This is a genomic window from Microcoleus sp. T3_A4, assembly GCF_036700465.1.
Taxonomy (GTDB): Bacteria; Cyanobacteriota; Cyanobacteriia; order Cyanobacteriales; family Microcoleaceae; genus Microcoleus.
This window is the reverse complement of record NZ_JAUBOY010000043.1, coordinates 23,408-46,324: the sequence shown is the minus strand read 5'-3', so window position 1 is coordinate 46,324 and position 22,917 is coordinate 23,408. Positions and strand designations below refer to the sequence as shown.

Here is a 22,917-nt window from a genome sequence, read left to right as displayed (position 1 = left end):
CTCAAACATTGGATAAAGTCGATCGAAGTTGAAGTAAAAACTTCGCCTTCGCTGTCTGCTCGTGAATATTTTTATTTTCCTTCTCATTTCTAATTTGTAAATTGCCCCAGTACAAATCATTGGATATTTATCAATCAACTGTACGCCCGCTGTTGTTTTCCGTATTGAAAACCGATGCCGAGTGGCTGCACAACCGCACTCTCCAAGTTCTCGAACTCGCAGCCAGAACCCAGTCAAACCCCGCAACCAGCCAAATGCTCTCTCGATTGCAGAAATCTTTGGGATTCCAAGATTCTCGCCTCGAACAATCTTTATGGGGACTGAGCTTTAACAATCCTGTCGGCTTAGCTGCGGGATTTGATAAAAACGGCGTAGCTGCTGACATTTGGGCAAATTTTGGCTTTGGCTTTGCCGAACTTGGAACTGTCACTTGTCAGCCGCAGCCGGGAAACCCTCAACCTCGCTTGTTTCGCTTGACGGAGGACAGTGCAGCCCTCAACCGCATGGGATTTAACAATCAAGGAGCCGCGGCAATGGCAGCCCGGTTTCAGGCAGCACAGAAACAGTCAAAATTCGATGCCCAGCGCCCCATGCCTCAGTCTCGGTTCCCCTTGGGCATCAATCTCGGTAAATCTAAGGTAACACCGTTAGAGCAGGCAGCAGCCGACTATTTGGAGAGTTTTAAGCTGCTGAAAGATTGGGGCGACTATTTTGTAGTGAACGTTTCTTCTCCGAATACGCCTGGGTTGCGATCGCTCCAAGATGCTGCTGGGCTTAGCACAATTTTGGAAATTTTGCAACAAGAAAATCAGGGAACCAAGCCAATTTTAGTCAAGATTGCGCCGGATTTGGAACCAGAGGCGATCGTCTCAATCCTCGACTTAGCAAAAACCTACCAACTAGCAGGAATTATCGCCACAAATACCACCATCCGCCGCGACGGATTGAAAACACAAATATTGCGAGAAACAGGCAAACCAATCGCCGAAGAAGCTGGGGGAATTAGCGGGCTTCCAGTGCGGGAGCGATCGACAGAAGTAATCCGATTTATCTGGCAATATACAAAAGGCGAATTGCCGATAGTTGGAGTGGGCGGCATTTTCACCGCCGAAGATGCTTGGGAAAAAATAGCCGCGGGTGCGAGTTTAATTCAAGTTTACACCGGTTGGGTTTACGAAGGGCCTTGGATGGTGCGTCGAATTCTCCAAGGTTTACTGCAAAAGTTGGAAGAAAAAGGATTTAATTCGATTTCTGAGGCAGTAGGTTCGGAAAATATTAAGTAGCAGATCCGGACACAACAATATTGTGTCTTTGGGGCGGATTTATAGCAACCGCCGAAACGGTTGATATAAATAAAAGTTTGATATGGGGAATTGGGCGAAGCCCAGGGATGAGGCATGGAGTCCCACCCGATTGGGAAAAGGGCAAGCCTGTACTATAAAAAGCACAGGCGAGAGATTAGGAATTGGATATTAAAACTTAAAGATTCATGGCACTCTGGCAGAATACCAGTCTTGATTACCAATAACCAATAATATCAATTCCGGTAACACTCCTTATGATGGGGAGTGGTTTGTGGGGAGTGGGGGAATGTGGAATTGTGCAACCTTGACTTGATCATTCCCATCCAACCGGAAACGATATAACCCATAGCCCAAAAATTTACTTAGGTTTAGAAAGTCCTGCCAGCGACCAAGTTAGACTCACCATCATTAAGCGTGCTAGAGCCTTCAAACCATCTTCACCGTGATTTTCAAATGCTTGAGACTCGGTTTGAGAATTATCATTTTCTGACAAGTCTTGAGTGGCTGCTGGTTTTTTAAACTCCCCTTTGTCACAAGATACCTCAAGACTGACTTGTGACTGATGATTTTCTTTTTCTCTCATTTTATGAGTCACCTCCTTGAGTTATTGCATACATAACCCATACTACAAATATAAATTGTTTGTTTCCGGCATTTGGCTATCGAAGTTTTCTTACATAGCGATCGTAATCAGCAACTGACGTGATACCCATCACTTAATTGTTATTTTTACTTACTAGCGATGTTTTCACAAATCTGCTACAGTTAATACCTAACAATCAATTTGACGCTCAGTAACATCAAATTGAAACTAAGCCTCGGGAAAATCAGAACAAACTAAGAAAAGAAAGGTGTAGAGCTGATGGGAATTTATCTCGATACTGCAATTGTAGCCGAAGCAAAAGAGGCGAGCAAGTTCGGCTGGCTTTCGGGAATTACTACTAATCCAACCCTCCTGGGAAAAAGCGATTTAGCTCCCGATGTGACGCTCACACAACTGGCAAAACTTATTCCGGGGGAAGTGTATTATCAGCTAACTGCATCTGATTTTGATGGCATGGTAGCAGAAGGAAAAGCGGCTTTTGAATTAATTGGACAGCAAACAGTGTTGAAAGTTCCAGCAACGGCGGCTGGTTTTCAAGCAGTAGCGCATTTGTCACCGGAAATTCCTTGCGCGGTGACAGCTATTTACAGCGCATCACAAGCAGTTGTCTCAGCAGAAGCGGGGGCCAAATATGCGATCGCCTACGTGAATCGCGCCACCAGATTGTTAGGAGACGGTTTTGCCTTAGTGCGGGATATGGCAAATGTGTTGCAGAGAAGTAATACTGAGATTTTGGCAGCTAGCATTAAATCGCCGGAAGAAGCGGTAAAAACTTTGTTAGCTGGCGCACATCATTTGACATTGCCTTTTGACGTGTTGCAGGCGATCGCAGTTCATGAATTATCGCAGCAAACTGTGGATGAATTTGCGAAAAACGGGCGAGGAATTTTTGGATAATACGCAATTTATGTGAAACTTGAAAATTACGAATTGGTAATGGGTAATTGATCGGGGTTTTGAATAATGTCAAATCCGGTACCATCGGAATTATTCATCCCTCTGTTCTATTCCTCTGCGTCGAGAGGGTCAAGAGCGGTTTAATCATTCTAATGCAACCGAAATTGATATGACTACTGATGCCAGTAAAAAACAATGCAACTGTAGACCCGTACTCCAAACCCATACAAAAGCAGTCATTACCAATTCTTAGATCTAAAATCTAAAATCTAAAATAGTATGACTATGGCATTCGCCAAATCTTAATAGTGCGATCGGGACTGCCGCTCACAAAAGTCTTGCTATCTCTGGCAATAGCAATCGAACTCACAAACTGACTGTGACCAGAAAGACTGCTTCTTTCTTTTCCCGTCTTCAAATCCCAAACTATGATATCTCCGCCCCCGCTGATCAAAGTGCGGCTGTCCGCGCTAAAGGCGATCGTCCTCACCCAGCTCGAATGCCCTTTAAAAGTGCGGGTGCGCTTCCCGTCTTGTACGTTCGACAAACGGATCGTATTGTCGGTGCTAGCACTAGCCACAATTTGCCCGTTCGGGCTAAAAGCCACAGCATTAACCGGGCCCCCGTGACCTGTGATAATTCTTCTGACTTCTCCGGTACCGAGATTCCACAAACGCACAGTCTTGTCCTGGCTGCCACTAGCGAGAGTGTTACCGTCCCGGCTCAAAGCGATCGCGTTTACTCCTCCGGCGTGGCCGCTCAAAGTCCGCAACCTGCTGCCGGTTCTGACATTCCACAAGCGAATAGTTTTGTCATCGCTGCCGCTAGCCAGAGTTTGACCGTCCCTGCTAAAAGCGATCGCATTGACGGCGGCTTTGTGAGCGGCAATCGTCCGCATCCGTCGCCCCGTCTTCAAATCCCAGAGAATCAAATTATTGTCCCCGCCGCCGCTGGCCAAAATCGAGCTGTTCGGGCTCACCGCCAGCGTGTTGACCGATTTTTTAGAATGTACCGAATTTAGAGTCCGCACCAGGCGTCCCGTCCTTACATTCCAAATTCTAATCGTCCCAAAGCTGGCGCTCACCAAAGTTTGACCGTCAGGCGACAGGGCGATCGCATTTACACTCCCGACATTATCCAAACTTTTTTGCAAAAAATGAGTGGTAGGTAAAGTAGAAAGCAGCCACACCGGGTTTGCCGGAAACACCCCGTAACGCAGCGAACCGTAGATTTGAGACGCGCCAATACCCACCATCAAAACAGCCGTGCCCGCCAGCAACTTATTTTTCCACCAATCCAAAGCCTCTTGCCCGGGCTTCTTCAATCCCGAATTTAGAGGTCTGAGGCGGTTCATGGCACTCTGCTTCGTCCCCACAGACGGCCCCGAAGTTCCGCGAATTTTAGTTTGCCCCGTCGTCGGCAACTGAGTCGGCACCTGAGTTTCTGCGTCGTCGAGATTAATTTCCTCCAAGCACTGCAAAACCATCTGGGGACTTTGAGGTCGATTGCCCGGAAAAGGCGCCATCAGGTAATCGATCACATTAGCCACGGCGTCGGAAACTTGAGGAGCTCCTTTGCGCCACATTAATCTGCCCGTGCGGGGATTTTCTGGAAACGCAGTCGGTGGCTTCCCAGTCAGCAAATAAACAAAAGTGCGCCCCAGAGCAAAAAAATCAGACTGCGGAACAGCCTTGCCATTAGTTTGTTCCGGCGGCGTGTAGCCAGGAGAAACAATACCAGTCACATTTTGCCCCTGGCCAACCTTAGCGAAATAAGTCCCCGACACTTCCCGAGCAGTCCCGAAGTCTATCAGCACTAACTGCCCGTTGGGCTTGCACATAATATTGTGCGGCTTGATATCCCGATGAAAATAGTTGAGTCGGTGAACTTGGTCTAAAATTTCCGACAGTTGTTTGAGCCAATTCAGAGCTTGTTCTTGACTGATGGGGCGGCCCCGATGTTTCAGCCAGTCTTGCAAATTGGCCCCAGCAATTTTCTCCATCACCAGACAGTGAAAAGACTCTGTGCTGTGAGCTGGCGTAAATGTAAAATAACCGTCGCGATCGACTTTAGGAATACCTGGATGTCTCAGCCTGACCAATACGTCGGCTTCTTGCTTAAAAAGTTCTACAGCTTTGGGATGGTCTTTGAGCAGGACTTTAAGCACTCTTCGGGCGCCGTTGTCGTCCACTTCAAATGTTCGGCCAAAGCCACCGCCTCCGAGAGGCGCGACTAGCCGATATCGACCTTGCAACAAAAGTTCAGACCCGCAGTGGATACACACGGATTTGCCAGAGTTGGCTGGATCGGAGGGATTCGGGCATTTGGGATTGAGGCAATAACTCACAGAAGCCACATAACCCTGATTGAGGTTGCTCTATCAAGTTTTACTTTGACACTGCTATACAAAACTTGGCTAAACTTATCTAAGCTTTACCATTCAACTAGAAGTATTTTCTAGAGGGTCTGATTCCTGCTTCTGCCAAGAGAGTCGGCTCTTACTTGTCCACAGGCGTAAATTCGGGTGGAGCAGCACCCTATTTTTGAAGTTTGTACAACTATTTATTATTGTGGAAGCTTTTAGCCATTGTTTAACCATTATTTTCAACCAATTTAACGAATCGTGGTATCCCGTTCGACCTTTTTATAGGCTGGTCAGTTTTAAATCGACCGTCGTTTACTGCTACACCAAACTTGGCCAAACTTATTTAAGCCTCACCATTCAATCAGAATTACTCCTGAAGGGTCTGTTTCCTGCTTCACCCAAGGGAGTCGGCTCTTTCTTGTCCACAGGCGTTAATTCGGGCGGAGCAACGCCCTAATTGAATTAATTTTAGTTGAAGCTTGTAGCCATTATTCATCCACTATTTTCAACCAATTTAACGAAACGCGGGCTCCCGTTCTACCTTGTGACAGGCTGGTCATTTTTGACTTGCACGCTCGGTTTACTCTCCCAGATAATTAAGCCTTTTTTTCGGCATTGATTTAATCATATCGCCCAGAATGTTAATCAGTCAAGTTAAGTATGACTAACTTTGGTGAACTTTTTGGCTATGCAAGTCCAACTCAGTTTTCAACTTATGACGATCGTAGCACACCTAGTAAAAGACTCATCAGCACCCTTGATTTAAATCTTGCAGCGTCTCTGAAGTCAAGGGAGGTTTTAGTCTCGCTTGACTTCAGCATTCCGTGTTTTTTTATAACCGGGAGCACTGCGATCTAACGATCGGGTTGAGGTCAAAGCTTTTGTTGTTTGTCATAGCCGATCGAGGTCACAAATCCCTGATCAGAGCACATAATGTACAAACAGACCAGAACTAATAACGAGAGAACAGCCACATTTCAATTGTACGATGATCGCAACCACCACTCTCGAAGAAAGAAGTGAGAGTGGGAGAGTGGGCGAGTGAGGGAGTGAAAAAATCGGCCTTCTTCCCTCTTCCCTCTTCCCTCTTCCTTCAGCAGAAGAAAGCCTTTTAAACAAGTCCCTCAATTACCGGATGGAAGTAGAACGCCAGCGCCAAAACCGTATAAGCTGCCAACAGCAAAGTACCTTCTAGCCAGTTAGAGTTGCCGTCAGAACTGATAGAATTGGCGATCAGCACCGACACCGCAACCGCTACAAGTTCAAACGGGTTGAAATTCAAGTCCATCGGTTTGCCCAAGACAAAACCTGCCAAAACCAACACGGGCGCAACAAACAAAGCAATTTGCAAACTGGAACCCACGGCCACAGAAACCGACAAATCCATTTTATTTTTCATCGCCACCGTCACCGCCGTCGTATGTTCGGCAGCATTGCCAATAATCGGCACTAAAATCACCCCGGTAAACAGTGATGTCAGCCCCAAACGCGCCGTCGCTTCTTCCAGAGTACCCACCAGCAGTTCTGACTCGACAGCTACCATCAGGGTACAGGCCAAAAGCACCCCAATCCACAGTGGCAGATTGACTTTGTGGTCAGGACTATCTGGTGCTAAGTTACTTTCGGCTAATTCTTCAAGCATTTCTATTTCTGCCACCCCTGCATCGTACAGATAACTGTGGGTTTTCATCGAAAACAGCAGCGTCAGCACGTAGACGACAATCAGGACTATAGCAACAGCGCTAGAGAGGTTCTGCATAGTTTCTGGAGGGATGCCCGTAGAGGTGGCATTCACTGCCGTCGGCACCAAAATGGCAATCACGGCTAAGTTCATCGCTGAAGCGTTCAACCGGGCGACTATCGGCTGAAATTCTTGTTCTTTGTAACGCAAGCCGCCCAATAGCATCGCAAATCCCATCACCAGCAAAAGGTTACTCATAATTGAACCGGTGATACTGGCCTTGACAACATCTATTAGTCCGGCGTTGAGGGCGACGATGCCGATAATCAGTTCCGTGGCATTTCCGAAGGTAGCGTTCAGCAAACCCCCCAAGTTGGCACCGAGGACGACGGCGATTTCTTCGGTGGCCGTCCCCATCCAGGCGGCTAGAGGGATGATGGCTAAAGCCGAGGTGATGAAGATTGTGGAGGATTCCCAGCCGAGAAAGTGTCCGGCGATGGAAACTGGGATAAATAACAGCAGGCTGGAAATTATTGTATTTGTGTTTAGCATTTAGATTCTCAAAAGCTGCCAACCGTCAATCATAGCCTGCCACAAAGTTTAAGAAAGGGGGAGGGTTCGATATTTGGGTGTGGGCTTAAAGCTGGGGGTGGGCGATCCTCTTCGAGGGCTTCGCTAACGGGCGATCGCTGCATTGCCGCTTTCACGGATGTGACAAACTAAGAGAGCGATTTGTTTAGCCGATCGGTTCAATGGATTTTTGTATTCGATTAGCTTCCTTAGAAGACATTCCTAAGTTAACGACTTTAATTCCTGATTCTCCTAGAGCTTGTGCCTGCAAGCTACTATAGTTCAGAGCAGATTGAAGGCGCACTGGGCACAGTTTTTGGGGTTGATACTCAACTGATTCTAGACCAAACATACTTTGTTGCTGAGAACAATCACCAAATTGTTGGTTGCGGTGGTTGGAGTAAGCGTAAAACGCTTTATGGAGGTGATTCAGGCAAAAATAATCCAGAAGAGGGCCTGCTCAACCCAGACAGCGACTCGCCAAAGATTCGTGTATTCTTTATTCATCCAGCATGGGCACGTCGAGGAATTGGAAGTCAGATTATGCGAGTATGTGAAATGGCTGCTGAGCGTGCTGGATTTAAGCAAGTTGAGATGATTGCGACGCTGGCGGGAGAGCCATTTTACACAAAATTTGATTGACTATCAGGTGATTGAGCGGTTTGAAATTTCTCTCCCAAACAGTCAGTTCCTCCCCGTTGTCCGTATGTTTAAGAGCTTTGGGCGCAACCCGTAAAAAATGAGACCTAATAAAATCTGTTTCGGTTAAATGCGATCGTAAAGCAATGAGATGACAAAAAAAGCAAATAAATATCAGCGATGTCAAGAAAACTAGATTTTTTCAAAGTAGAAGTCGTCCCGCACGATCCAAATTGGCGCAGCGCCTTTGAAACTGAGCCGAAACTGATTGCACTTGCACTTAGGGACAATGTGGTTGCTATACATCATATTGGTAGCACAGCCATTCCACAAATTCATGCAAAGCCGATTATTGATATGTTAGTTGAGGTTAAAGATATTACGAAAGTCGATACACAGACTTCAGCAATGGAGGCTTTAGGCTATGAAGCAATGGGTGAGTTTGGGATATCCGGTCGTCGTTTTTTTCGCAAGGGTAATGAAGCAGGGATTAGAACACACCACGTTCACGGGTTTGAAGTGAACTCAGCGCAGATAGAGCGCCATTTAGCGTTTCGAGATTATATGATTTCCCATCCTGAAGACGCGCAGCAATACAGCGAACTAAAGAGAAAACTTGCCCAAAAATACCCTGATAATATTCAAGGGTACATGGACGGAAAAGATGGTTTCATTAAAGCAATGGATCTGAATGCGGCTAATACCAATTTTTTATGAGGCCCCGTAGAATCCGATCCCCCCTAGCCCTCCGTGTCCGGGGGGGGACAAGAGTCCGATCTTTCGTCGCCCTACTATCAGGGAGATGCGAGGGGGATCGAGATATGTGCAACTTCACATTAAATTGGTATTAGAGACTACTAAATAATTATAAAAAATGCAAATGTCCTGACAAAGAATTAGCACAACATTTTTCTTTAAATAAAAAGATAATTAAATCTAGATTGTCTGATTTGGCAGAGTCGGGTTTTCCTATCCATTTGACTAATACTGCTGTGAGTCAGGTGGAAGAAGTGACACCGAACCAGACAACGGGATCAACTACTTATGATTCTAAGGGTAGAGAAAGGGTGAATACAGCCCCTTGACCGGGTTTACTACTGGCTGTAATACTGCCTCCATGCGCTTCAATAATGCGTCTGGCAATCGCTAGACCCAGACCAACCCCATTCTTACTAGAGCGGCTCGTGGTGTAAAACTGTTCAAAAATGCGAGGTAAATCGGTTTCAGGAATGCCGCTTCCCTGGTCTTGAATTGAAATCAGAGCCTGTTGCTTGTTGCCAGAGGCAGCAATGAAAATACAAGCATTGGGGGTAGAATACTTAATCGCATTGTCTAAGAGATTCAAAAAAGCCTGTAATAAGCGTTCCGAATCGCCCATAATCCGAAGGTCAGCAACATCAACTTCTACAGTCACGTTTTTAGCCTGCATACGAACTTCCATTGCTCTAATCGCACGGCTGATGACACTTTCTAAGGCAATGGCTTGGATTTCTAATAGCGTGACACCCGCTTCTAAGCGTCCTAAATCAAGCAAATCGTTAATCAAGCCCGAAAGCCGCTTCGTCTCGTCTTTGATGGTTTGAAAGAAGCGATCGCGCAACTCCAGCTCATCCACAGCGCCACGCTCCAGCGCATCAATGGTGACTTGAACGTTACTCACAGGCGTCCGCAGTTCATGGGAAACATTCGCTAGGAAGGCTCTGCGTTCGTTGTCCAATGATTTCAACCGTTCACTCATACGATTCAGTTCCGTTGCGAGTTGGTCTAGTTCATTGCTTTGACGAATCACGAGTTTGTCATCAAACTGTCCTCTACCCACGCGAATCGCAAAGTTTCGCATCACCTCAATGGGTTTAGAGAGACTCCGGGCTAATCGATCGCTGACCAAGGTACAGAGAAAAATGGTAATGCCAAGGGCGGCTAAAATTGTCCAGATCACCCTTACAAACTGTTTCTGAAACTGTTCTAAAGTAATCGAGATGCGTAATATCCCCAACCTCTGACCGTTGCGAGTCATCGGTTTGACAATATAGAGGCGATCGTCGGTTGATAAAACCCCTTTAGTAACGCCCTGCACCGAATGACCGTGTAGTCCTTCTGAAACGCCAGATATCAGCAGCCAATTGGTGATTTGTCGATCTGTTTGAGGGTTAGAGGTGGCTAGCAGGGAACCTTGGGCATCAAATACACGGAGTGCGATATTGGCGGGTGCCCCATAGCGCCGGACAATGATCTGCACCCGTTGCATATCTTTTTCTTCGAGGGCATCTGCAACGCTCTCGCTCAGTGCTGTTGCCCAGTTTTCTAAATCTGTCTGACGAGACTGCATGAAAAAGGCATAAAACGTCCATAGGATGTAACCAGACATAAGCGAGGTTCCTAAGACGATCAGGATCAGGTAGGTAGCCAAGAGCTTCGTGTGGATTGAATTCCACCGAAGAGATGCTAACCATCTGCTCGTGAAGGAGTCTTGGGCAAAAAGTTTCATCCGCTCAAACATGGCTGGTATAAATGGTGTATCCGTTGCAAGTGATCCTAACCTAGCGCCATTGGTTACGGATTGAGCCAACCGAGCTATCAAACCCTTGAAGGATGCCTTAACCGCTTTTAAGCAGATTCCGGATGATGGCGACGCAGCAAAGCTTTAATCCGTGCGAGCAATTCCTGCGTATTGAAGGGTTTGGTCACATAATCATCTGCCCCTGCCTCTAAGCCCAACACTTTATCCATATCTTGGTCTTTAGCCGTTAGCATCAGTATAGGCACATTAGAAAAAGCCCGGATACGCCAACACACTTCCATCCCATCAACTTCTGGCATCATCAGATCGAGCAGAATGATATCGGGTACTTGCTTGTGGAATTGTTTGATCGCGCTGTGTCCATCTGGTGCTGTAGTGACCTCATAGCCTTCCTTTCTCAGTGAGTAAGCAAGGCTTTCACAGAGTGGGGCTTCGTCGTCTACCAACAAAAGATGCGGCATGAGTATAAATAGTTACATTTCATATGGAGTATCTCAAAGGCAGGATTAACCGACATCTACCTTGAGAGGTAAATCGTCTTGGTTCCGCTCAGGTTTTGCTGCTTACAAATACTAGGCAGCAAAACGATGGACAGTTACGAGCGGTTATACCAATTTAATGTGAAGTTGCACATATCTCGATCCCCGTCGCATCTACCTGATAGTAGGGGGACGAAAGATCGGACTCTTGTCCCCCCCCGGACGCGGGGGGCGCCCGGGTGATCGGATTCTACGGGGCCTCATAAAAAATTGGTATAAGTGGCGATCGTCTCATTAAATTTATGAGATTGGAAGTGGCAATTATTGATGTTAAGCCTAATATGACTGGAGCAACATAACCCATGAGTGATATCGGTCTCACACACATCGCACTGCCCGTTTCTGATGTCGATCGCAGTATTGAATTCTACTCCAAGTATGCTGGAATGCAGGTCGTTCACCGCCGCATTGATACAGAAACTGGTGTTGCTGTGGTCTGGCTTTCTGACCGCACTCGCCCTTTTGTAATTGTGCTAATTCAAACAGACTCCGTACATCCCGTTCTGTCTCCCTTTGCACACCTCGGAGTAGGTTGCAAAAGCCGCGAATATATGGACGAACTCTGCGACAAAGCACGTCAAGAAGGCGTATTGCTTGAAGAACCAAAAGATTCTGGATATCCGATCGGCTACTGGGCTTTTTTGCGAGACCCAGACGGTCACACGCTGGAACTATCCTACGGGCAAGAAATCGGATTTACAGTGGAGGATGCTACTTAAAGTTATAATAAACAAATCGCCCTCCAAACCCGATCGTTTCTCATCTGGAAATAGACTGGAGAATCAAATGACTGCAGCAATCATCGCACCACCCAAAAAAGAATCACCCCTTCTGTTTGAGGGACTGACTTGGAGAGAGTTCAAAGCAGTTGAGCAATTATTAGACCGTCCAGGATATCGACTGTCTTTCCTGGATGGAGTTTTGGAGATTAAAGTAATGCCTGGAGAGCCCCACGAAATTGTTAAAGCAAGAATTGGTGCAGTGGTGGAACTGTACCTGCTGATGGCGGGGTTTGACTTTACTCCAACTGGCTCAATGACTCTGGAAAGTGAAACGGGAAAAGTCAAGCGAGAGGCGGATGAATCTTATAAACTTGCCCCTGGTCGCAGGCTACCCGATTTGGCGATCGAGGTCGTGTTTTCCAGTGGTGGCATCAACCAACTGGAGGCATACAAGCGGCTGAAGATAAAAGAAGTGTGGTTCTGGGAAGATGGATTGTTAGAGGTTTATCACCTCCGGGGAGAGGGCAATACACTTGATTATGAAAAGGTTTCCAGTAGTGAGGAGGTGAAAGGGATCGATTTGGATTTGTTGTTGCGTTGCATCAATATGGTGAATCATGTTGATGCAGTTAAGGCTTTTCAACAGGCACTCCAGAAATAGCTGGGAATAGGGGACTGCGCCTCCTTTTACCACCTTTGTTGACATCTCAATATCCGCAAAAAGCAATGGGGAATGGCAATGACGCAAGTTGTAATTGTGGGATCGGGGCCAACTGGTGCGGCACTTGCCTTACTGCTGGTGAAACGAGGTATTGCCACAACGTTGGTTGAGGCTGCAAAAGATTCCTACCGAGTGTTTCGCGGTGAAGGGTTAATGCCCAGCGGATTGGATGCGATCGCCCAAATGGGCTTATCTACTATGCTAGAAGGTGTTCCACACCGACAAATAGATGCCTGGGAGTTCGTTGTGGGCGATCGGCAACTATTTCGAGTTGATGAACCAATGGGTTCAAACCAACCTTGTACACTGGTATCGCAACCGCCTTTGCTAGAAACACTAATTTCAGAAGCTCAGTTGCATCCAGAGTTTGAATTTATCTCAGGTGTTCCCGTAAAAGATTTACTGTATAGCAACGATCGCATTGCGGGTGTAAAGCTAGGAGATGGGCGAGAGATTCCTGCTACACTTGTCATTGGTACAGATGGTAGAAACTCGGTTGTACGACAGCGTGCAGAATTAGAGTTAGTAAAACAGCAGAATAGTATAGATGTTCTGTGGTTTAAACTTGCCGCTCATCCTCGGTTTGTGGCGGATAATGTATTTTATTCCATCCTGAATGGCGGTAGCGGATTCAGTGTCTTTCATGGGGCAGAATCAGGAAAACTTCATCTGGCTTGGGTGTTATCGGTAGATGACAAAACGGATCGGAAACACACAGACTGGGCAGAAACTTTCGCATCGCGATCTCCTGCGTGGATGGCAGAACATTTCCGCAACTGTGCCGATACGATCGAATCTCCAATGCGATTATCTGTTGTGGTTGGTCGCTGTCCGCGCTGGCATCGACCAGGAATCATACTTTTGGGGGATGCTGCACATCCCATGTCTCCGGTTCGCGCTCAAGGAATTAACATGGCGTTACGCGATGTCATTGTGGCTGCTAATCACCTTGTACCTTTATTGAAAGCAGGGGCTAATTACGAGAATATTGACTTAGCATTATCGCGGATTCAGGCAGAACGCGAACCCGAAATTATTCGCGCCCAACAACTTCAAGCACAAGAAGCGTGGAAAGGCGAACAACTGCGAAAAAATGGATTATTGCGTTTATTGATGATGCAAGCTGCTCCGTTTTTGGGTGAAAAAATTAAACAATTTTGGGTGAAAGGACAGTATGAATTGCGCCAAGGAGTAACAGAGGTAAAATTGGTGGTGTGAAAAGAGGAAATTCACAATAAGGAGAAAATTGTATGCGATCGACAACTATCAAAGGACCGATCGGCACTATTCACATCATCGAAGCCAGCCCCCCTGTCACCGCTGGGGAGTCGGAGTCGCTGCCGGTGGTGTTCGTGCACGGTATGGCGGTTTCTGCGAACATCTGGGATGTGCAGCTTGCCCGTGTCGCCCGTACCCGACGCGCGATCGCCCTTGATATGCGGGGACACGGTGATTCTGCACCGCCGGAGGACGGCAACTATGCGCCCGCCTCCTGTGCAGCGGATGTTTTGGCGGTACTGGATGGGCTGGGACTCGATCGAGTGGCGATCGTCGGGCACAGTTTCGGTGCTTGTATTGCCCTCGCCACAGCAGCCAGCGCCCCACACCGCATCGCGCAGTTGATTCTGGCAGATCCACCTGGAGATTTTACCAAGGTGTCTGCAGATGTGCACGAGGAACGCATCGTTCCCTACCAGAGGGCTCTGGAGACGGAGGATTGGCGGGCGGCTGTGGAAACCAGCTTCAATGAGGCGCTGACAGGAAGCAGGGCCGATACGCGCGATCGGATACTCGCTTGGTTGGCGGCGACTCCACAGGATTGTCTGTGTGGAATGTCTCGCGGGATGTTTGCCTTTGAAGCTGTTGATGCTCTCGATCGCTACCTTGCAGCCCCTGGAACACGGGCCCACGCCATTATTGCTCCCTCAAACACTTTTCCTTTCAGCCTCCACGTCCTCCGTCCCACACTGACGACAACTACGCTACCCGATACTGGACACTGGCTGATGCTGGATGCGCCAGAGGCCTTTGCTAGGGAACTTGATATTTGTTTGGAAGGTGTTTAATATATAGCCATCCTAAATCATTTGTGAATTTCTTACTCCCTCCCCTTGGTAAGGGGAGGGTTGGGGTGGGGTAAAAAATTTAGGACTCATTTAAAATTGCTATAGATTTAGACAAAATCTGTTAGTTTTACCACAATTCATCGAGAGTTAAATTGTGGGGGTTGTTGAGGATGAAGGCGTTGTTGTCTTTGATTAAGTCACCGCTACAGAGAATCGGTAAGCGTTCTTGATAAGCTTTAATCGCCAGGATATAATCTTTGTCTGCGAGTGAAGTTTGAATTTTCCGCAATTTGTCAGCTACAAGGCCGAGGAGAGTAATTTCGCCACTTAATATTTGGGTATGTGGAGTGTGAATTTGCATAACTATTCCCTGAATAATCGTGTTGGGAATGCTGGTAAGTAGTTCGCTTAAAATTTCAATTTGAGGGCGATTTTCTGCGTTTTCTAGGGTTTGGATTGCCTCGCGGATGCGGGCTGCATAATCTCCCAGGTTTTCCCGGTTAGGTAGCAATATTTCAAATTCTTCTGCATCGGCTGTTGGTTTGTGCCAAAGTGTGGCATTATCTAAAAAAGGTTGGTCTTCATGCCAGCCGTGAGTTTCTAAGTAATTTCTCAGTTGATTTAGCTCGATTGTTTGGAGAGTTTGGCTATCTTTTACGGTGACTTTCATGGTTGAACTCCTTGGCTAATTCCCTCCATAATTGACTGAAGGGCGGCGACTGTAAATTGGTTGGTTCTGGGGATGGCGACGGTGACAGCGTTTGTGTTTTGTGTTTTTGGCTTTCCCCGCAGCGAGATCCAATATCCGCAGTTTCTGATGCAGAGTTCTGTTTCGGACTGGGTTAACCAGTCTTCGGGTGTTTCGGGGATTAAAACGACAACTAAAATTCGGGGAATGGCGAAGTCATCCATTCTTAAGTCGTCGTAGTTTTTGAGCTTGAGGGGGTAGCGGATGGAGTTATCGTCTTGGATATCTCTTGATGTAGATTTTAACTGCAATTCTAAGCGAGGTGCTCTAATGGGGCCAGTCCCGCCTTTCGCAGCTACTCCCCAATCCACGCTATCATCGTCTACGAATGGTTTGTAGAGGGAATAGCCGGCAACGGTGGTGACAGCTTGCAGGTAGATGTTGCTGAATTGTTCTTTTTGTTGGTTGATGTCCACTTTGTACGTAGCGATTATTCTTGTTAATCTATTTGGTAGGACATTATAGATAAATTCATATCATGTGGGTTGCCAAAAAATTATTAATGCCTTGAATCATCAGATCCACCTGGCTACGATTAAACTCATCAAATTTTCCGTGAGCTGCACTATTCCGAATATCAGCCCAAGCTCTAAGCTGCTTAGCTGTTAGTTCATTAAATAAGTTATTTTTTTTCAAGACCTCAATCAAAGGGACAAGTGTTAGGGGTTTACCGTTATTATGGACTGTTGAGATGGGCGGACTCTGCTTATCACAGAGAGTTCGTAGAGATTTCTCTAAAACAGCTCCAGCTAATACGGCTGCTGGTACATAGTCATATTTAGCAGACTGACCCTCTGCTAACAACTGTTCTGCTTGACCCATATAATCTGCGGCTATTGCAGCTTCTATCTCAACTCCCAAATCTCCTAAATAACCTTTTTGAAAGTCATCTTTCAATCCTTTTAAATGAGAAATGCGGGTATTCAAGTGATCGGGAGGATAGGACAAAGTTTCTGTTTCATCCAATAATTTTCGATGAACACTCCTTGGAGGAATGATTTGATCTAGTAACGATAAATAGTTTAAATGCCACCCCTCTACTTTTTGTTTATCTTCAAGTTCTTTTTGAGTTATATCTCTAGTTCCTTGAACCAGGTTCCTGAAGAAACCATTGGAAACATATTTAATAACTTTATAAATCCTTTCTCCTTCTTGTATAAGTTCATCAAACCGATCGAGATATTTGTTGAAAACGCTAGGCGGTAGTGTCATTACAATGATGCCTCAAAAAAAAAAAATCCGTATCTTTCACACGAAGCTCGCACGAGAGAACCTTGCGGAGTAGGGTATCGCGAATGGCTCCAAGTGTGCGCGATTTTCCATAATAGTTATCTTGACTTCGCACTCTCCGATTTTATCATTCCTCCTCAATTTCCCGATCCACCGCTTCTAACTCAGCTTCCAACTGCTCAATCGTCGGCAAACATCCTTTCAGGCAAAGCTGTTTCTCAGTCAACAGCTAAATTGTCTATAACTTTTGCTCCCCATCCTCGCTGCTGTTGCCTATTTAAAAGATTCCGCCCAATTAGCCAGTAAAGCAACACTAATTGGCGATTAACAGAAAGTACGGGCCGCACTTGATATTGCACAATACGTTCCTTAAGTTCTCGCAAAAAATCCTGATAATCTTCAGCAATTGACGAACTATCCGCCAGAACCCACCCTCGGCAGATTTTCCCGAATCATCGCCTCTAACTTGGCACTCTCGGCAAATTGCCTCTCGAGCTTCGCCGTCAAATGCAGCATCTTCTCGTCCAAACCCTCTTCCTCCTCCTCCCATGCCTCCGTCCTCACATACCTCTGAGGAGTTAAAACCTAACACTTACCGTTTTGCTTTTTTGTGGCCTTTTGACTCCGCACCAGTGTTACAACTCTTCTGGAAAGTACATTTGCAGCAAATCTGCCCCGCCCTAACCCAACTGGCCTAACTTCTCCAGAACTTACGTAAAAAGCACCTAAAGTATGATGCGAAACTCGGGCAAAACTCTTACTCTATAAATTCATCGGGCATTAAACCGATACCCACAACCGCCAAGATTTATTGCCAAAAATTAAATCTTTCCGGCGAAAACTTGCTATTTACTGAATAAGACTTTAAAATCCAGCTATGTAAATCAAACTCTCAATGAGCAGCCCTGCAAGCACAAACCCGAAAGGGGTCGCAAGTGCGAAAAAGCAGCAAAAGCTACCTTTTTTAAGTCTTTCAACAGCAAAGCATTGGCAGAAAAACCCAGGGATCGACGGTTGGCATCTTGGAACGAATGCTTTGCTTGCCATACTACAAATGTATCAAAACTTGTCAGCCAAATTTAGTCCTAACAGATGCCTAGCTGTAACTCTTGCTGCGTAAGGTTTCAGTTTGTAATTAGGCTGGTTTTATTGTCTTTAACTACTTGAGGATTCGATCGCATGGTTTCGATTTCTACAACTCAATCCGATGTGCTGCCTTTGTCTTCGCCAACCGTAACTGCTGCAACCCAAAGCAGTGCGGCTGCCGCAACTGGGGTGTGCGTGACGGTTCACGGTCACTTTTACCAGCCGCCCCGGGAAAACCCTTACCTGGACGCGATCGAACGCCAAGCCAGCGCCTCTCCAGCCCACGACTGGAACGAACGCATTGACATCGAGTGCTACCGCCCGAACGCCTTTGCCCGCATACTCAACGATCGCGGCGAAGTCGCGGGGATAGTCAACAACTACGAGTATATGAGCTTCAACATCGGGCCGACCCTGATGAGCTGGCTCGAACGCTACGACGCGGAAGTCTACCAGCGGATTCTGGAAGCCGATCGCAAAAGCTGTCAGCGCCTCAACGGTCACGGCAACGCGATCGCCCAAGTATACAATCACATCATCATGCCGCTGGCTAACGAGCGAGACAAATACACCCAAATTCGCTGGGGGATCGCAGATTTTCGCTCCCGATTCAATCGCGATCCCGAAGGAATGTGGCTCGCCGAAACCGCCGTAGACTACGCCACCCTCGAAGTTTTAGTCGCTGAAGGCATCCGCTTCATTGTCTTAGCCCCCTCCCAAGCCGAACGCTGCCGCCCGCTAATCGGGCAAAACCACGAAGGAGAACCAGCGGAAAATTCCGAATGGCACGAAGTCGGCGGCGGCCAAATCGATCCGACTCGCCCGTACCGCTGCTATTTGAAGCCAGAAATGCGGTTGATGGCTGACCACCAACTCTCGCCGCTGAGCACTCACTATTTTGGCCGCCAGCACTCCCAAAATTCTGCAGCCCCACCTGCCAACACTCCCTACATTGATATCTTTTTTTACGACGGCCCGATCTCGCGAGATATGGGCTTCAATGACGTTCTCAGCAGCAGCCACCACTTGGCAGGGCGCTTGGGTCAAGCAGTACGGGGAGACCACCGACCGGCTCAATTAATCTGCGTGGCGACGGACGGCGAAACTTTCGGCCACCACAAAAACAGTACAGAAAAATGCCTCGCTTACGCCTTCACAGAAGAGTTTCCCCGCCGCGGCTGGACGGTGACGAATTTTGCTCATTATTTAAGTCAAAATCCGAGCGCTTGGGAAGTGGAACTCAAACCCGTGACGGCCTGGAGTTGCTCTCACGGGGTCGATCGCTGGCAAGATGATTGTGGCTGCGGTGGTGGCGGCGGGTGGCACCTCAAATGGCGCCGCCCTCTGCGAGATACTCTCAATTGGCTGCGCGATCGACTGATTCCGATTTACGAAGAAGCGGGGCGCAAGCTGTTGAGCGATCCCTGGAAAGCCAGAGATGAATATATTGAGGTCATCCGGGATCGATCGCCCGCTAACGTTGACAGTTTCCTTCAACGCCATCAAGTGCGCCCCCTCGATGCCTCCGAACAGGTGGACGCCCTGCGACTGCTGGAAATGCAGCGCCACACCCTGTTAATGTTCACTAGCTGCGGCTGGTTTTTTGAAGAAATCTCGCGGCCAGAAGGCGTGCAAATTCTGCGCTACGCGGCCCGGGCGCTGGAATTGGCGGGCGAAGTTACCGGCGTCCAGCTAGAAAAGGATTTTGTCGCTCAACTAGCCCTCGTACCCAGCAACGTTGACTATTTCCAAACAGGGGCCGAAGTTTACCGCAAACTTGTGGTGACAGCCCAAATTAGTCTCAGACAAGTGGCCGCCCACTACGCGATTAGTTCTCTGTTTGCCAAATATCCCCGGGAACAGCGAGTTTACTGCTATCAGGCCCAGCAGGAAGACTTCCAAATTCAGCGCATGGGCTCGATGACTCTGGCTGTGGGTCAATTGCAGTTAACCTCGGAAATTACGCGGGAAACAGAGATTTTTGTGTTTGCTGCGTTGCACCTCGGCGGCTGGGACTTCCACTGCTGCATTCAGCCTTTTGGCAGCCGCCGGTCTTACACTATGCTCAAAGAGCGGTTGTTTGGAGTTATGCAAGAAGCTTCGGCGGCCCACGCGATTCTGGAAATGGTGCGCCTGTTTGGGGATCAGTCCTTTAGCTTGCGGGATTTATTTGCTGAGGAACGCCACCGGATCGTGCAGTTGCTGAGTCAGGAAAATTTGACTCGGTTGGATCAGCTTTACACTCAGGTTTACCGCGAAAACTACGGGGTGATGATGGCGTTCCACCGAGACGAGTTGCCGGTACCTGTAGAGTTACAGGTGGCTGCTGAGGTGGCTTTGGGACACCGCTGTTTGACGGCGGCCAAGGCGCTGGAAGTGGAAACGGAGGATGTGGAACCGCTGCTGGCAGAAATTGAGGCGATCGCCACTGAAAGCGGCCATCTCCGCTGTCGGTTGAACGTTCCCGAAGTCAAGGAAATTTTGGAAAAGATGGTTTGGCGATCGCTAGACGCGCTGCTGCAAGCAGGATCGGGTGTGGATGAGCGCTCGCCTGTCAAGTTGGAAGCTGATATCCGCACGATCGAGCGTTTGATTGCTGTGGGCGATCGGCTGAGTTTAGGCTTGTGTTTGGACAAATCGCAGGAACTGTATTTCGATTCTCTGTACAGCCAAATTGTGCCTCTGTGCTTGGGCTGGCTGCAACGGCAAGATGCCTCGGCGGACGAAACTGCGGTGGCTGCTGTTGCCTTGGAGATTGCACGTTCAGGCGGCGGCTGGGAGTTGTCTTCGATCCGGCAGTTGCTGGAGTTGGGTCAAACCTTGGCTGTTGATGTTGAGTGTTGGTTAAATCAGTTAAGTAAATAGTTTTCTGATTAGCCTGCATCTATTCCTGCCCTTGAGAATCCGCCCGATCGAGCTTGAAATGCCGATCGGGCCTGCGGTTTCAACCGAGAATAGATCGGCCTGGATGCCTCCATGCCGATCTTGGCTGGCGATCGAAGCACCGACAGAGAACCGCCAATTTTGTTTAAGTTTTCGCTCTACTTATGTGGGAAGATAAAAAGACTGTCCCCAAAGCGTACAGGTGTTCTGCACTTGCGCGCTTTGTAGAGTTTGGAAGAAAGAACACTAAGTTTAAATTTATGAAAGTTGGCGATCGCGTTTGCATTAAAAACTCTGTTGTTGTCTACCACCATCCTGAAAATCGCAGTCAACCATTTGATATTAAGGGTATGGAAGGCGAAGTCGTGGCGATCGTTCAGGAATGGCACGGCAGACCTGTAAGTGCCAATTGGCCGGTTCTAGTTCAGTTTGACAAAAAATTTAAAGCTCATTTCAAAGAAGATGAGGTTGAATTGATCTCTTCTGAAGTCTAGCTGTTTGATCCCCGACTTCTTAAAGAAGTCGGGATCTTGGGGTTCGGTTGTTTAAAGTGGGATTAAGTTAATATTCGTAATTTATTTAATCCTTAATTTTTCGACCCTCTGCGGCTGAACCAACCTAAAATATTCCAATCTCCCTGCATTTTCTGCAATTCCTGCTGATGCTGCTTGGCTGTAGCGTAATACCACTGGCAGTGAAGTTCTAGTTCTTGACGGTACTTAATTTCGTCGTAAAACTCGCGGACAATTTGGTGTCTCTGAAAAATTTCGGCCGCGGGAGTCGGTTCTGGGGCAATGTTTTGCAACTCGTGGGGCAGCATGATTGTTTGGGGGCGACGGTGGCTAATATTGGCTGTATTGACTTTAAGCTAGCACACTGAATCAATTTTGGATTTGGGAAGTGACTTAACAGTTGAGACTACTTAAATTCTTCCATCCAAAACCCCAAATTTAAAATTCTGTTAAAGCCATCCCCGCAGCCGATAAACGATTAAGCCGATGTATTCTTTCAAAGCTTTAGTTGACTGGTTTAACTGATAGGTATCCGGCAATAAATCCAAGGCGACTGCTTGCCAATTGCTTTGGGATGCTGCGATATCCTGCTGCGTGATTTGAAAGTCTGTTGGTGCCGCAATTGCTTTTATTCCCTGACGCTGGAAAATTAAGAGCGATCGAGTCATGTGCATAGCCGATGTCACTAGCAAAACCGGCCCTTTTATAGCTTTAACATCTAAAATTTTCCGCACGTTGACGGCATTTTGATAAGTGTTGTGTGAATCGGGGTCTTGCAGAATTGCTGATGCCGGTACACCCATTGTTTGGGCAATTTCTGCCATGTCTGCCGATTCGGGAGACCCGCCGCCTTTCCAATCTACTCTACCGCCGCTGAGAATTAGCAAAGGAGCTTTGCCTTGCTTGTAAAGTCGGGAACCGTAGATTATTCGATCGCCCGCTTCCGCTAATTCTACCCAAGGACGGGGAGGTAAAGCTGCTTTGACACCGCCACCCAAGACGATAATCGCTTCAGCTTGGGGGAGTTCGGCGGTTGGTAAGTTTTGCCATTCGAGCGATCGAACTAATGATTTTGAAACCCAACCGCTACTTCCGAGCAGTAAAATAATTAGAGCCACAGCAATTGGCGCCGCCGCCCATTTGGGACGCTTCCAAAGTGTGATTAAAGCCGCCATCATTAACAGGCAACTTAACCCCAAAGGATAAATAAACAGTGGCAGGAGTTTCGAGAGAAATACAAACATTAAGCAAGTAATTCAAATTGCTCGTTAGTGGAAATGGGGAATGGGTAATCGGTAATTAGTAATTTAGCTGGCGAGAGTTGTTAACTTTTAGTATTGAGTTAGGAATTTTGAACTCTTTAACTTAAAACCGCGCAGCGTTACGAGGCAGGAAGCAATCTCCATACTCAAAACTATTAGAAGTGCTAGCGACGATCCTCTGGCCCAGATAACCAGCCAAACAATGTAGCAGCATCAGCCCTAGAGGTTTTGCTATATTTATGGCCGTCCCTTTGCACTACTTCTTTATTGAGGATAGCATCCGAGGTTTTGTCCTGGGAATTCATATTCGGGTTGAGTAGTAATTCGTTGTGCCACCAAGCGACAATTAAACCTGCTGCCACGCCGCCGAGGACACCAAGACCGAGACTCAGGAGCAGCTTACATCCTACTAAGCGAAACCCAACGGTAAACAACACAAACCATATCAGCGCGGGGCTAAACCCCTTGGAGTCTCCGGTAAATTTTGGCATAAGCTGCAAGTTTTGTTTGTAATAACACAGAAAGATATTTACAATATTAGCAGACAATCAAATTGCCAAGGGCGAT

23 protein-coding genes are annotated in these 22,917 nt (G+C 47.3%); 10 read left to right on the top strand and 13 right to left on the bottom strand.

The window, feature by feature from the left end; translation table 11 throughout:
- Nucleotides 1-119 precede the first annotated feature (119 nt).
- Complete coding sequence (locus tag QUA07_RS22415; protein WP_333329400.1) at nt 120-1,283, top strand: quinone-dependent dihydroorotate dehydrogenase; 1,164 nt, start codon at nt 120-122, stop codon at nt 1,281-1,283.
- 379 nt (nt 1,284-1,662) lie between these two features.
- On the opposite strand, the gene QUA07_RS22410 is transcribed toward QUA07_RS22415, so the two are convergent.
- The gene (locus QUA07_RS22410; protein ID WP_333085241.1) at nt 1,663-1,887 is read right to left on the bottom strand and encodes a hypothetical protein; all 225 of its coding nucleotides are present in this window, start codon (nt 1,885-1,887) and stop codon (nt 1,663-1,665) included.
- A 279-nt stretch (nt 1,888-2,166) separates the two neighbouring features.
- On the opposite strand from QUA07_RS22410, the gene QUA07_RS22405 reads away from it, so the two are divergent.
- The gene (locus QUA07_RS22405) at nt 2,167-2,805 is read left to right on the top strand and encodes a transaldolase family protein (protein ID WP_333329397.1); all 639 of its coding nucleotides are present in this window, start codon (nt 2,167-2,169) and stop codon (nt 2,803-2,805) included.
- Between the two features lie 283 nt (nt 2,806-3,088).
- Here QUA07_RS22405 and QUA07_RS22400 read toward each other — a convergent pair whose 3' ends face one another.
- Both QUA07_RS22400 and cax read right to left on the bottom strand, forming a co-directional pair.
- Nucleotides 3,089-5,161, bottom strand: coding sequence for a serine/threonine-protein kinase (locus QUA07_RS22400; RefSeq protein WP_333329394.1), 2,073 nt, complete (start codon nt 5,159-5,161; stop codon nt 3,089-3,091).
- Between the two features lie 1,120 nt (nt 5,162-6,281).
- Nucleotides 6,282-7,403, bottom strand: a complete 1,122-nt coding sequence (cax, locus tag QUA07_RS22395; protein ID WP_333329390.1) for a calcium/proton exchanger — start codon at nt 7,401-7,403, stop codon at nt 6,282-6,284.
- 279 nt (nt 7,404-7,682) lie between these two features.
- On the opposite strand from cax, the gene QUA07_RS22390 reads away from it, so the two are divergent.
- Nucleotides 7,683-8,063: a GNAT family N-acetyltransferase gene (locus tag QUA07_RS22390; protein WP_333329387.1), complete on the top strand. Its 381-nt coding sequence runs from the start codon at nt 7,683-7,685 to the stop codon at nt 8,061-8,063.
- Nucleotides 8,064-8,240: 177 nt separating this feature from the next.
- Nucleotides 8,241-8,777, top strand: coding sequence for a GrpB family protein (locus QUA07_RS22385; protein WP_333329384.1), 537 nt, complete (start codon nt 8,241-8,243; stop codon nt 8,775-8,777).
- 325 nt (nt 8,778-9,102) lie between these two features.
- Here QUA07_RS22385 and QUA07_RS22380 read toward each other — a convergent pair whose 3' ends face one another.
- Nucleotides 9,103-10,428, bottom strand: a complete 1,326-nt coding sequence (locus tag QUA07_RS22380) for a HAMP domain-containing sensor histidine kinase (RefSeq protein ID WP_333329381.1) — start codon at nt 10,426-10,428, stop codon at nt 9,103-9,105.
- A gap of 239 nt (nt 10,429-10,667) precedes the next feature.
- Nucleotides 10,668-11,042, bottom strand: coding sequence for a response regulator (locus tag QUA07_RS22375; protein ID WP_333122164.1), 375 nt, complete (start codon nt 11,040-11,042; stop codon nt 10,668-10,670).
- Nucleotides 11,043-11,422: 380 nt separating this feature from the next.
- Here QUA07_RS22375 and QUA07_RS22370 point away from each other — a divergent pair, with 380 nt between their 5' ends.
- The 4 genes from QUA07_RS22370 (at nt 11,423) to QUA07_RS22355 (ending at nt 14,629) form a co-directional block, all read left to right on the top strand.
- A complete protein-coding gene (locus QUA07_RS22370) occupies nt 11,423-11,839 on the top strand; it encodes a VOC family protein (RefSeq protein ID WP_333329378.1) in 417 nt (138 codons plus the stop codon).
- Between the two features lie 67 nt (nt 11,840-11,906).
- On the top strand, nt 11,907-12,503 hold the full coding sequence (locus QUA07_RS22365; protein WP_333329376.1) for a Uma2 family endonuclease: 597 nt from the start codon (nt 11,907-11,909) through the stop codon (nt 12,501-12,503).
- A gap of 72 nt (nt 12,504-12,575) precedes the next feature.
- Nucleotides 12,576-13,781 (top strand): FAD-dependent monooxygenase, encoded by a 1,206-nt coding sequence (locus QUA07_RS22360; RefSeq protein WP_333329373.1) that lies wholly within the window; start codon nt 12,576-12,578, stop codon nt 13,779-13,781.
- A gap of 32 nt (nt 13,782-13,813) precedes the next feature.
- Nucleotides 13,814-14,629: an alpha/beta hydrolase gene (locus QUA07_RS22355; RefSeq protein ID WP_333329370.1), complete on the top strand. Its 816-nt coding sequence runs from the start codon at nt 13,814-13,816 to the stop codon at nt 14,627-14,629.
- 127 nt (nt 14,630-14,756) lie between these two features.
- On the opposite strand, the gene QUA07_RS22350 is transcribed toward QUA07_RS22355, so the two are convergent.
- The 5 genes from QUA07_RS22350 to QUA07_RS22330 form a co-directional block, all read right to left on the bottom strand.
- Nucleotides 14,757-15,299, bottom strand: coding sequence for a hypothetical protein (locus QUA07_RS22350; RefSeq protein ID WP_333329367.1), 543 nt, complete (start codon nt 15,297-15,299; stop codon nt 14,757-14,759).
- Nucleotides 15,296-15,793 carry a DUF4365 domain-containing protein gene (locus QUA07_RS22345; RefSeq protein WP_333329364.1) on the bottom strand — a complete coding sequence of 166 codons (498 nt, stop codon included), beginning with the start codon at nt 15,791-15,793 and terminating at the stop codon, nt 15,296-15,298. Before QUA07_RS22345 ends, QUA07_RS22350 begins: the two co-directional genes overlap by 4 nt.
- 55 nt (nt 15,794-15,848) lie before the next feature.
- A complete protein-coding gene (locus QUA07_RS22340; protein WP_333329361.1) occupies nt 15,849-16,589 on the bottom strand; it encodes a DUF4145 domain-containing protein in 741 nt (246 codons plus the stop codon).
- Between the two features lie 236 nt (nt 16,590-16,825).
- Nucleotides 16,826-16,954, bottom strand: coding sequence for a DUF1016 N-terminal domain-containing protein (locus QUA07_RS22335; protein WP_333329430.1), 129 nt, complete (start codon nt 16,952-16,954; stop codon nt 16,826-16,828).
- On the bottom strand, nt 16,921-17,199 hold the full coding sequence (locus tag QUA07_RS22330; protein WP_333329436.1) for a hypothetical protein: 279 nt from the start codon (nt 17,197-17,199) through the stop codon (nt 16,921-16,923). The genes QUA07_RS22335 and QUA07_RS22330 overlap by 34 nt, the downstream gene beginning before the upstream one ends.
- A gap of 587 nt (nt 17,200-17,786) precedes the next feature.
- Here QUA07_RS22330 and QUA07_RS22325 point away from each other — a divergent pair.
- Together QUA07_RS22325 and QUA07_RS22320 are read left to right on the top strand one after the other, a co-directional pair.
- The gene (locus QUA07_RS22325; RefSeq protein WP_333329358.1) at nt 17,787-20,558 is read left to right on the top strand and encodes a DUF3536 domain-containing protein; all 2,772 of its coding nucleotides are present in this window, start codon (nt 17,787-17,789) and stop codon (nt 20,556-20,558) included.
- Nucleotides 20,559-20,836: 278 nt separating this feature from the next.
- Complete coding sequence (locus QUA07_RS22320; protein ID WP_333085253.1) at nt 20,837-21,070, top strand: ferredoxin-thioredoxin reductase variable chain; 234 nt, start codon at nt 20,837-20,839, stop codon at nt 21,068-21,070.
- A gap of 92 nt (nt 21,071-21,162) precedes the next feature.
- On the opposite strand, the gene QUA07_RS22315 is transcribed toward QUA07_RS22320, so the two are convergent.
- The 3 genes from QUA07_RS22315 to QUA07_RS22305 all read right to left on the bottom strand — a co-directional run bounded on the left by QUA07_RS22315 (nt 21,163) and on the right by QUA07_RS22305 (nt 22,841).
- Complete coding sequence (locus QUA07_RS22315) at nt 21,163-21,396, bottom strand: hypothetical protein (protein ID WP_333214159.1); 234 nt, start codon at nt 21,394-21,396, stop codon at nt 21,163-21,165.
- 141 nt (nt 21,397-21,537) lie between these two features.
- Nucleotides 21,538-22,332, bottom strand: coding sequence for a YdcF family protein (locus QUA07_RS22310; RefSeq protein ID WP_333329355.1), 795 nt, complete (start codon nt 22,330-22,332; stop codon nt 21,538-21,540).
- 182 nt (nt 22,333-22,514) lie between these two features.
- Entirely contained in the window at nt 22,515-22,841 is a 327-nt protein-coding gene (locus tag QUA07_RS22305) for a hypothetical protein (protein WP_333329351.1), read from the bottom strand.
- Between the last annotated feature and the right edge of the window lie 76 nt (nt 22,842-22,917).

Coding starts and splice junctions, on each gene's coding strand:
- QUA07_RS22410 (WP_333085241.1), bottom strand. CDS start 1,887: ATGAGAGAAAAAGAAAATCATCAGTCACAAGTCAGTCTTGAGGTATCT.
- QUA07_RS22405 (WP_333329397.1), top strand. CDS start 2,167: ATGGGAATTTATCTCGATACTGCAATTGTAGCCGAAGCAAAAGAGGCG.
- cax (WP_333329390.1), bottom strand. CDS start 7,403: ATGCTAAACACAAATACAATAATTTCCAGCCTGCTGTTATTTATCCCA.
- QUA07_RS22385 (WP_333329384.1), top strand. CDS start 8,241: ATGTCAAGAAAACTAGATTTTTTCAAAGTAGAAGTCGTCCCGCACGAT.
- QUA07_RS22380 (WP_333329381.1), bottom strand. CDS start 10,428: ATGTCTGGTTACATCCTATGGACGTTTTATGCCTTTTTCATGCAGTCT.
- QUA07_RS22375 (WP_333122164.1), bottom strand. CDS start 11,042: ATGCCGCATCTTTTGTTGGTAGACGACGAAGCCCCACTCTGTGAAAGC.
- QUA07_RS22370 (WP_333329378.1), top strand. CDS start 11,423: ATGAGTGATATCGGTCTCACACACATCGCACTGCCCGTTTCTGATGTC.
- QUA07_RS22365 (WP_333329376.1), top strand. CDS start 11,907: ATGACTGCAGCAATCATCGCACCACCCAAAAAAGAATCACCCCTTCTG.
- QUA07_RS22360 (WP_333329373.1), top strand. CDS start 12,576: ATGGCAATGACGCAAGTTGTAATTGTGGGATCGGGGCCAACTGGTGCG.
- QUA07_RS22355 (WP_333329370.1), top strand. CDS start 13,814: ATGCGATCGACAACTATCAAAGGACCGATCGGCACTATTCACATCATC.
- QUA07_RS22350 (WP_333329367.1), bottom strand. CDS start 15,299: ATGAAAGTCACCGTAAAAGATAGCCAAACTCTCCAAACAATCGAGCTA.
- QUA07_RS22340 (WP_333329361.1), bottom strand. CDS start 16,589: ATGACACTACCGCCTAGCGTTTTCAACAAATATCTCGATCGGTTTGAT.
- QUA07_RS22325 (WP_333329358.1), top strand. CDS start 17,787: ATGGTTTCGATTTCTACAACTCAATCCGATGTGCTGCCTTTGTCTTCG.
- QUA07_RS22320 (WP_333085253.1), top strand. CDS start 20,837: ATGAAAGTTGGCGATCGCGTTTGCATTAAAAACTCTGTTGTTGTCTAC.
- QUA07_RS22315 (WP_333214159.1), bottom strand. CDS start 21,396: ATGCTGCCCCACGAGTTGCAAAACATTGCCCCAGAACCGACTCCCGCG.
- QUA07_RS22310 (WP_333329355.1), bottom strand. CDS start 22,332: ATGTTTGTATTTCTCTCGAAACTCCTGCCACTGTTTATTTATCCTTTG.
- QUA07_RS22305 (WP_333329351.1), bottom strand. CDS start 22,841: ATGCCAAAATTTACCGGAGACTCCAAGGGGTTTAGCCCCGCGCTGATA.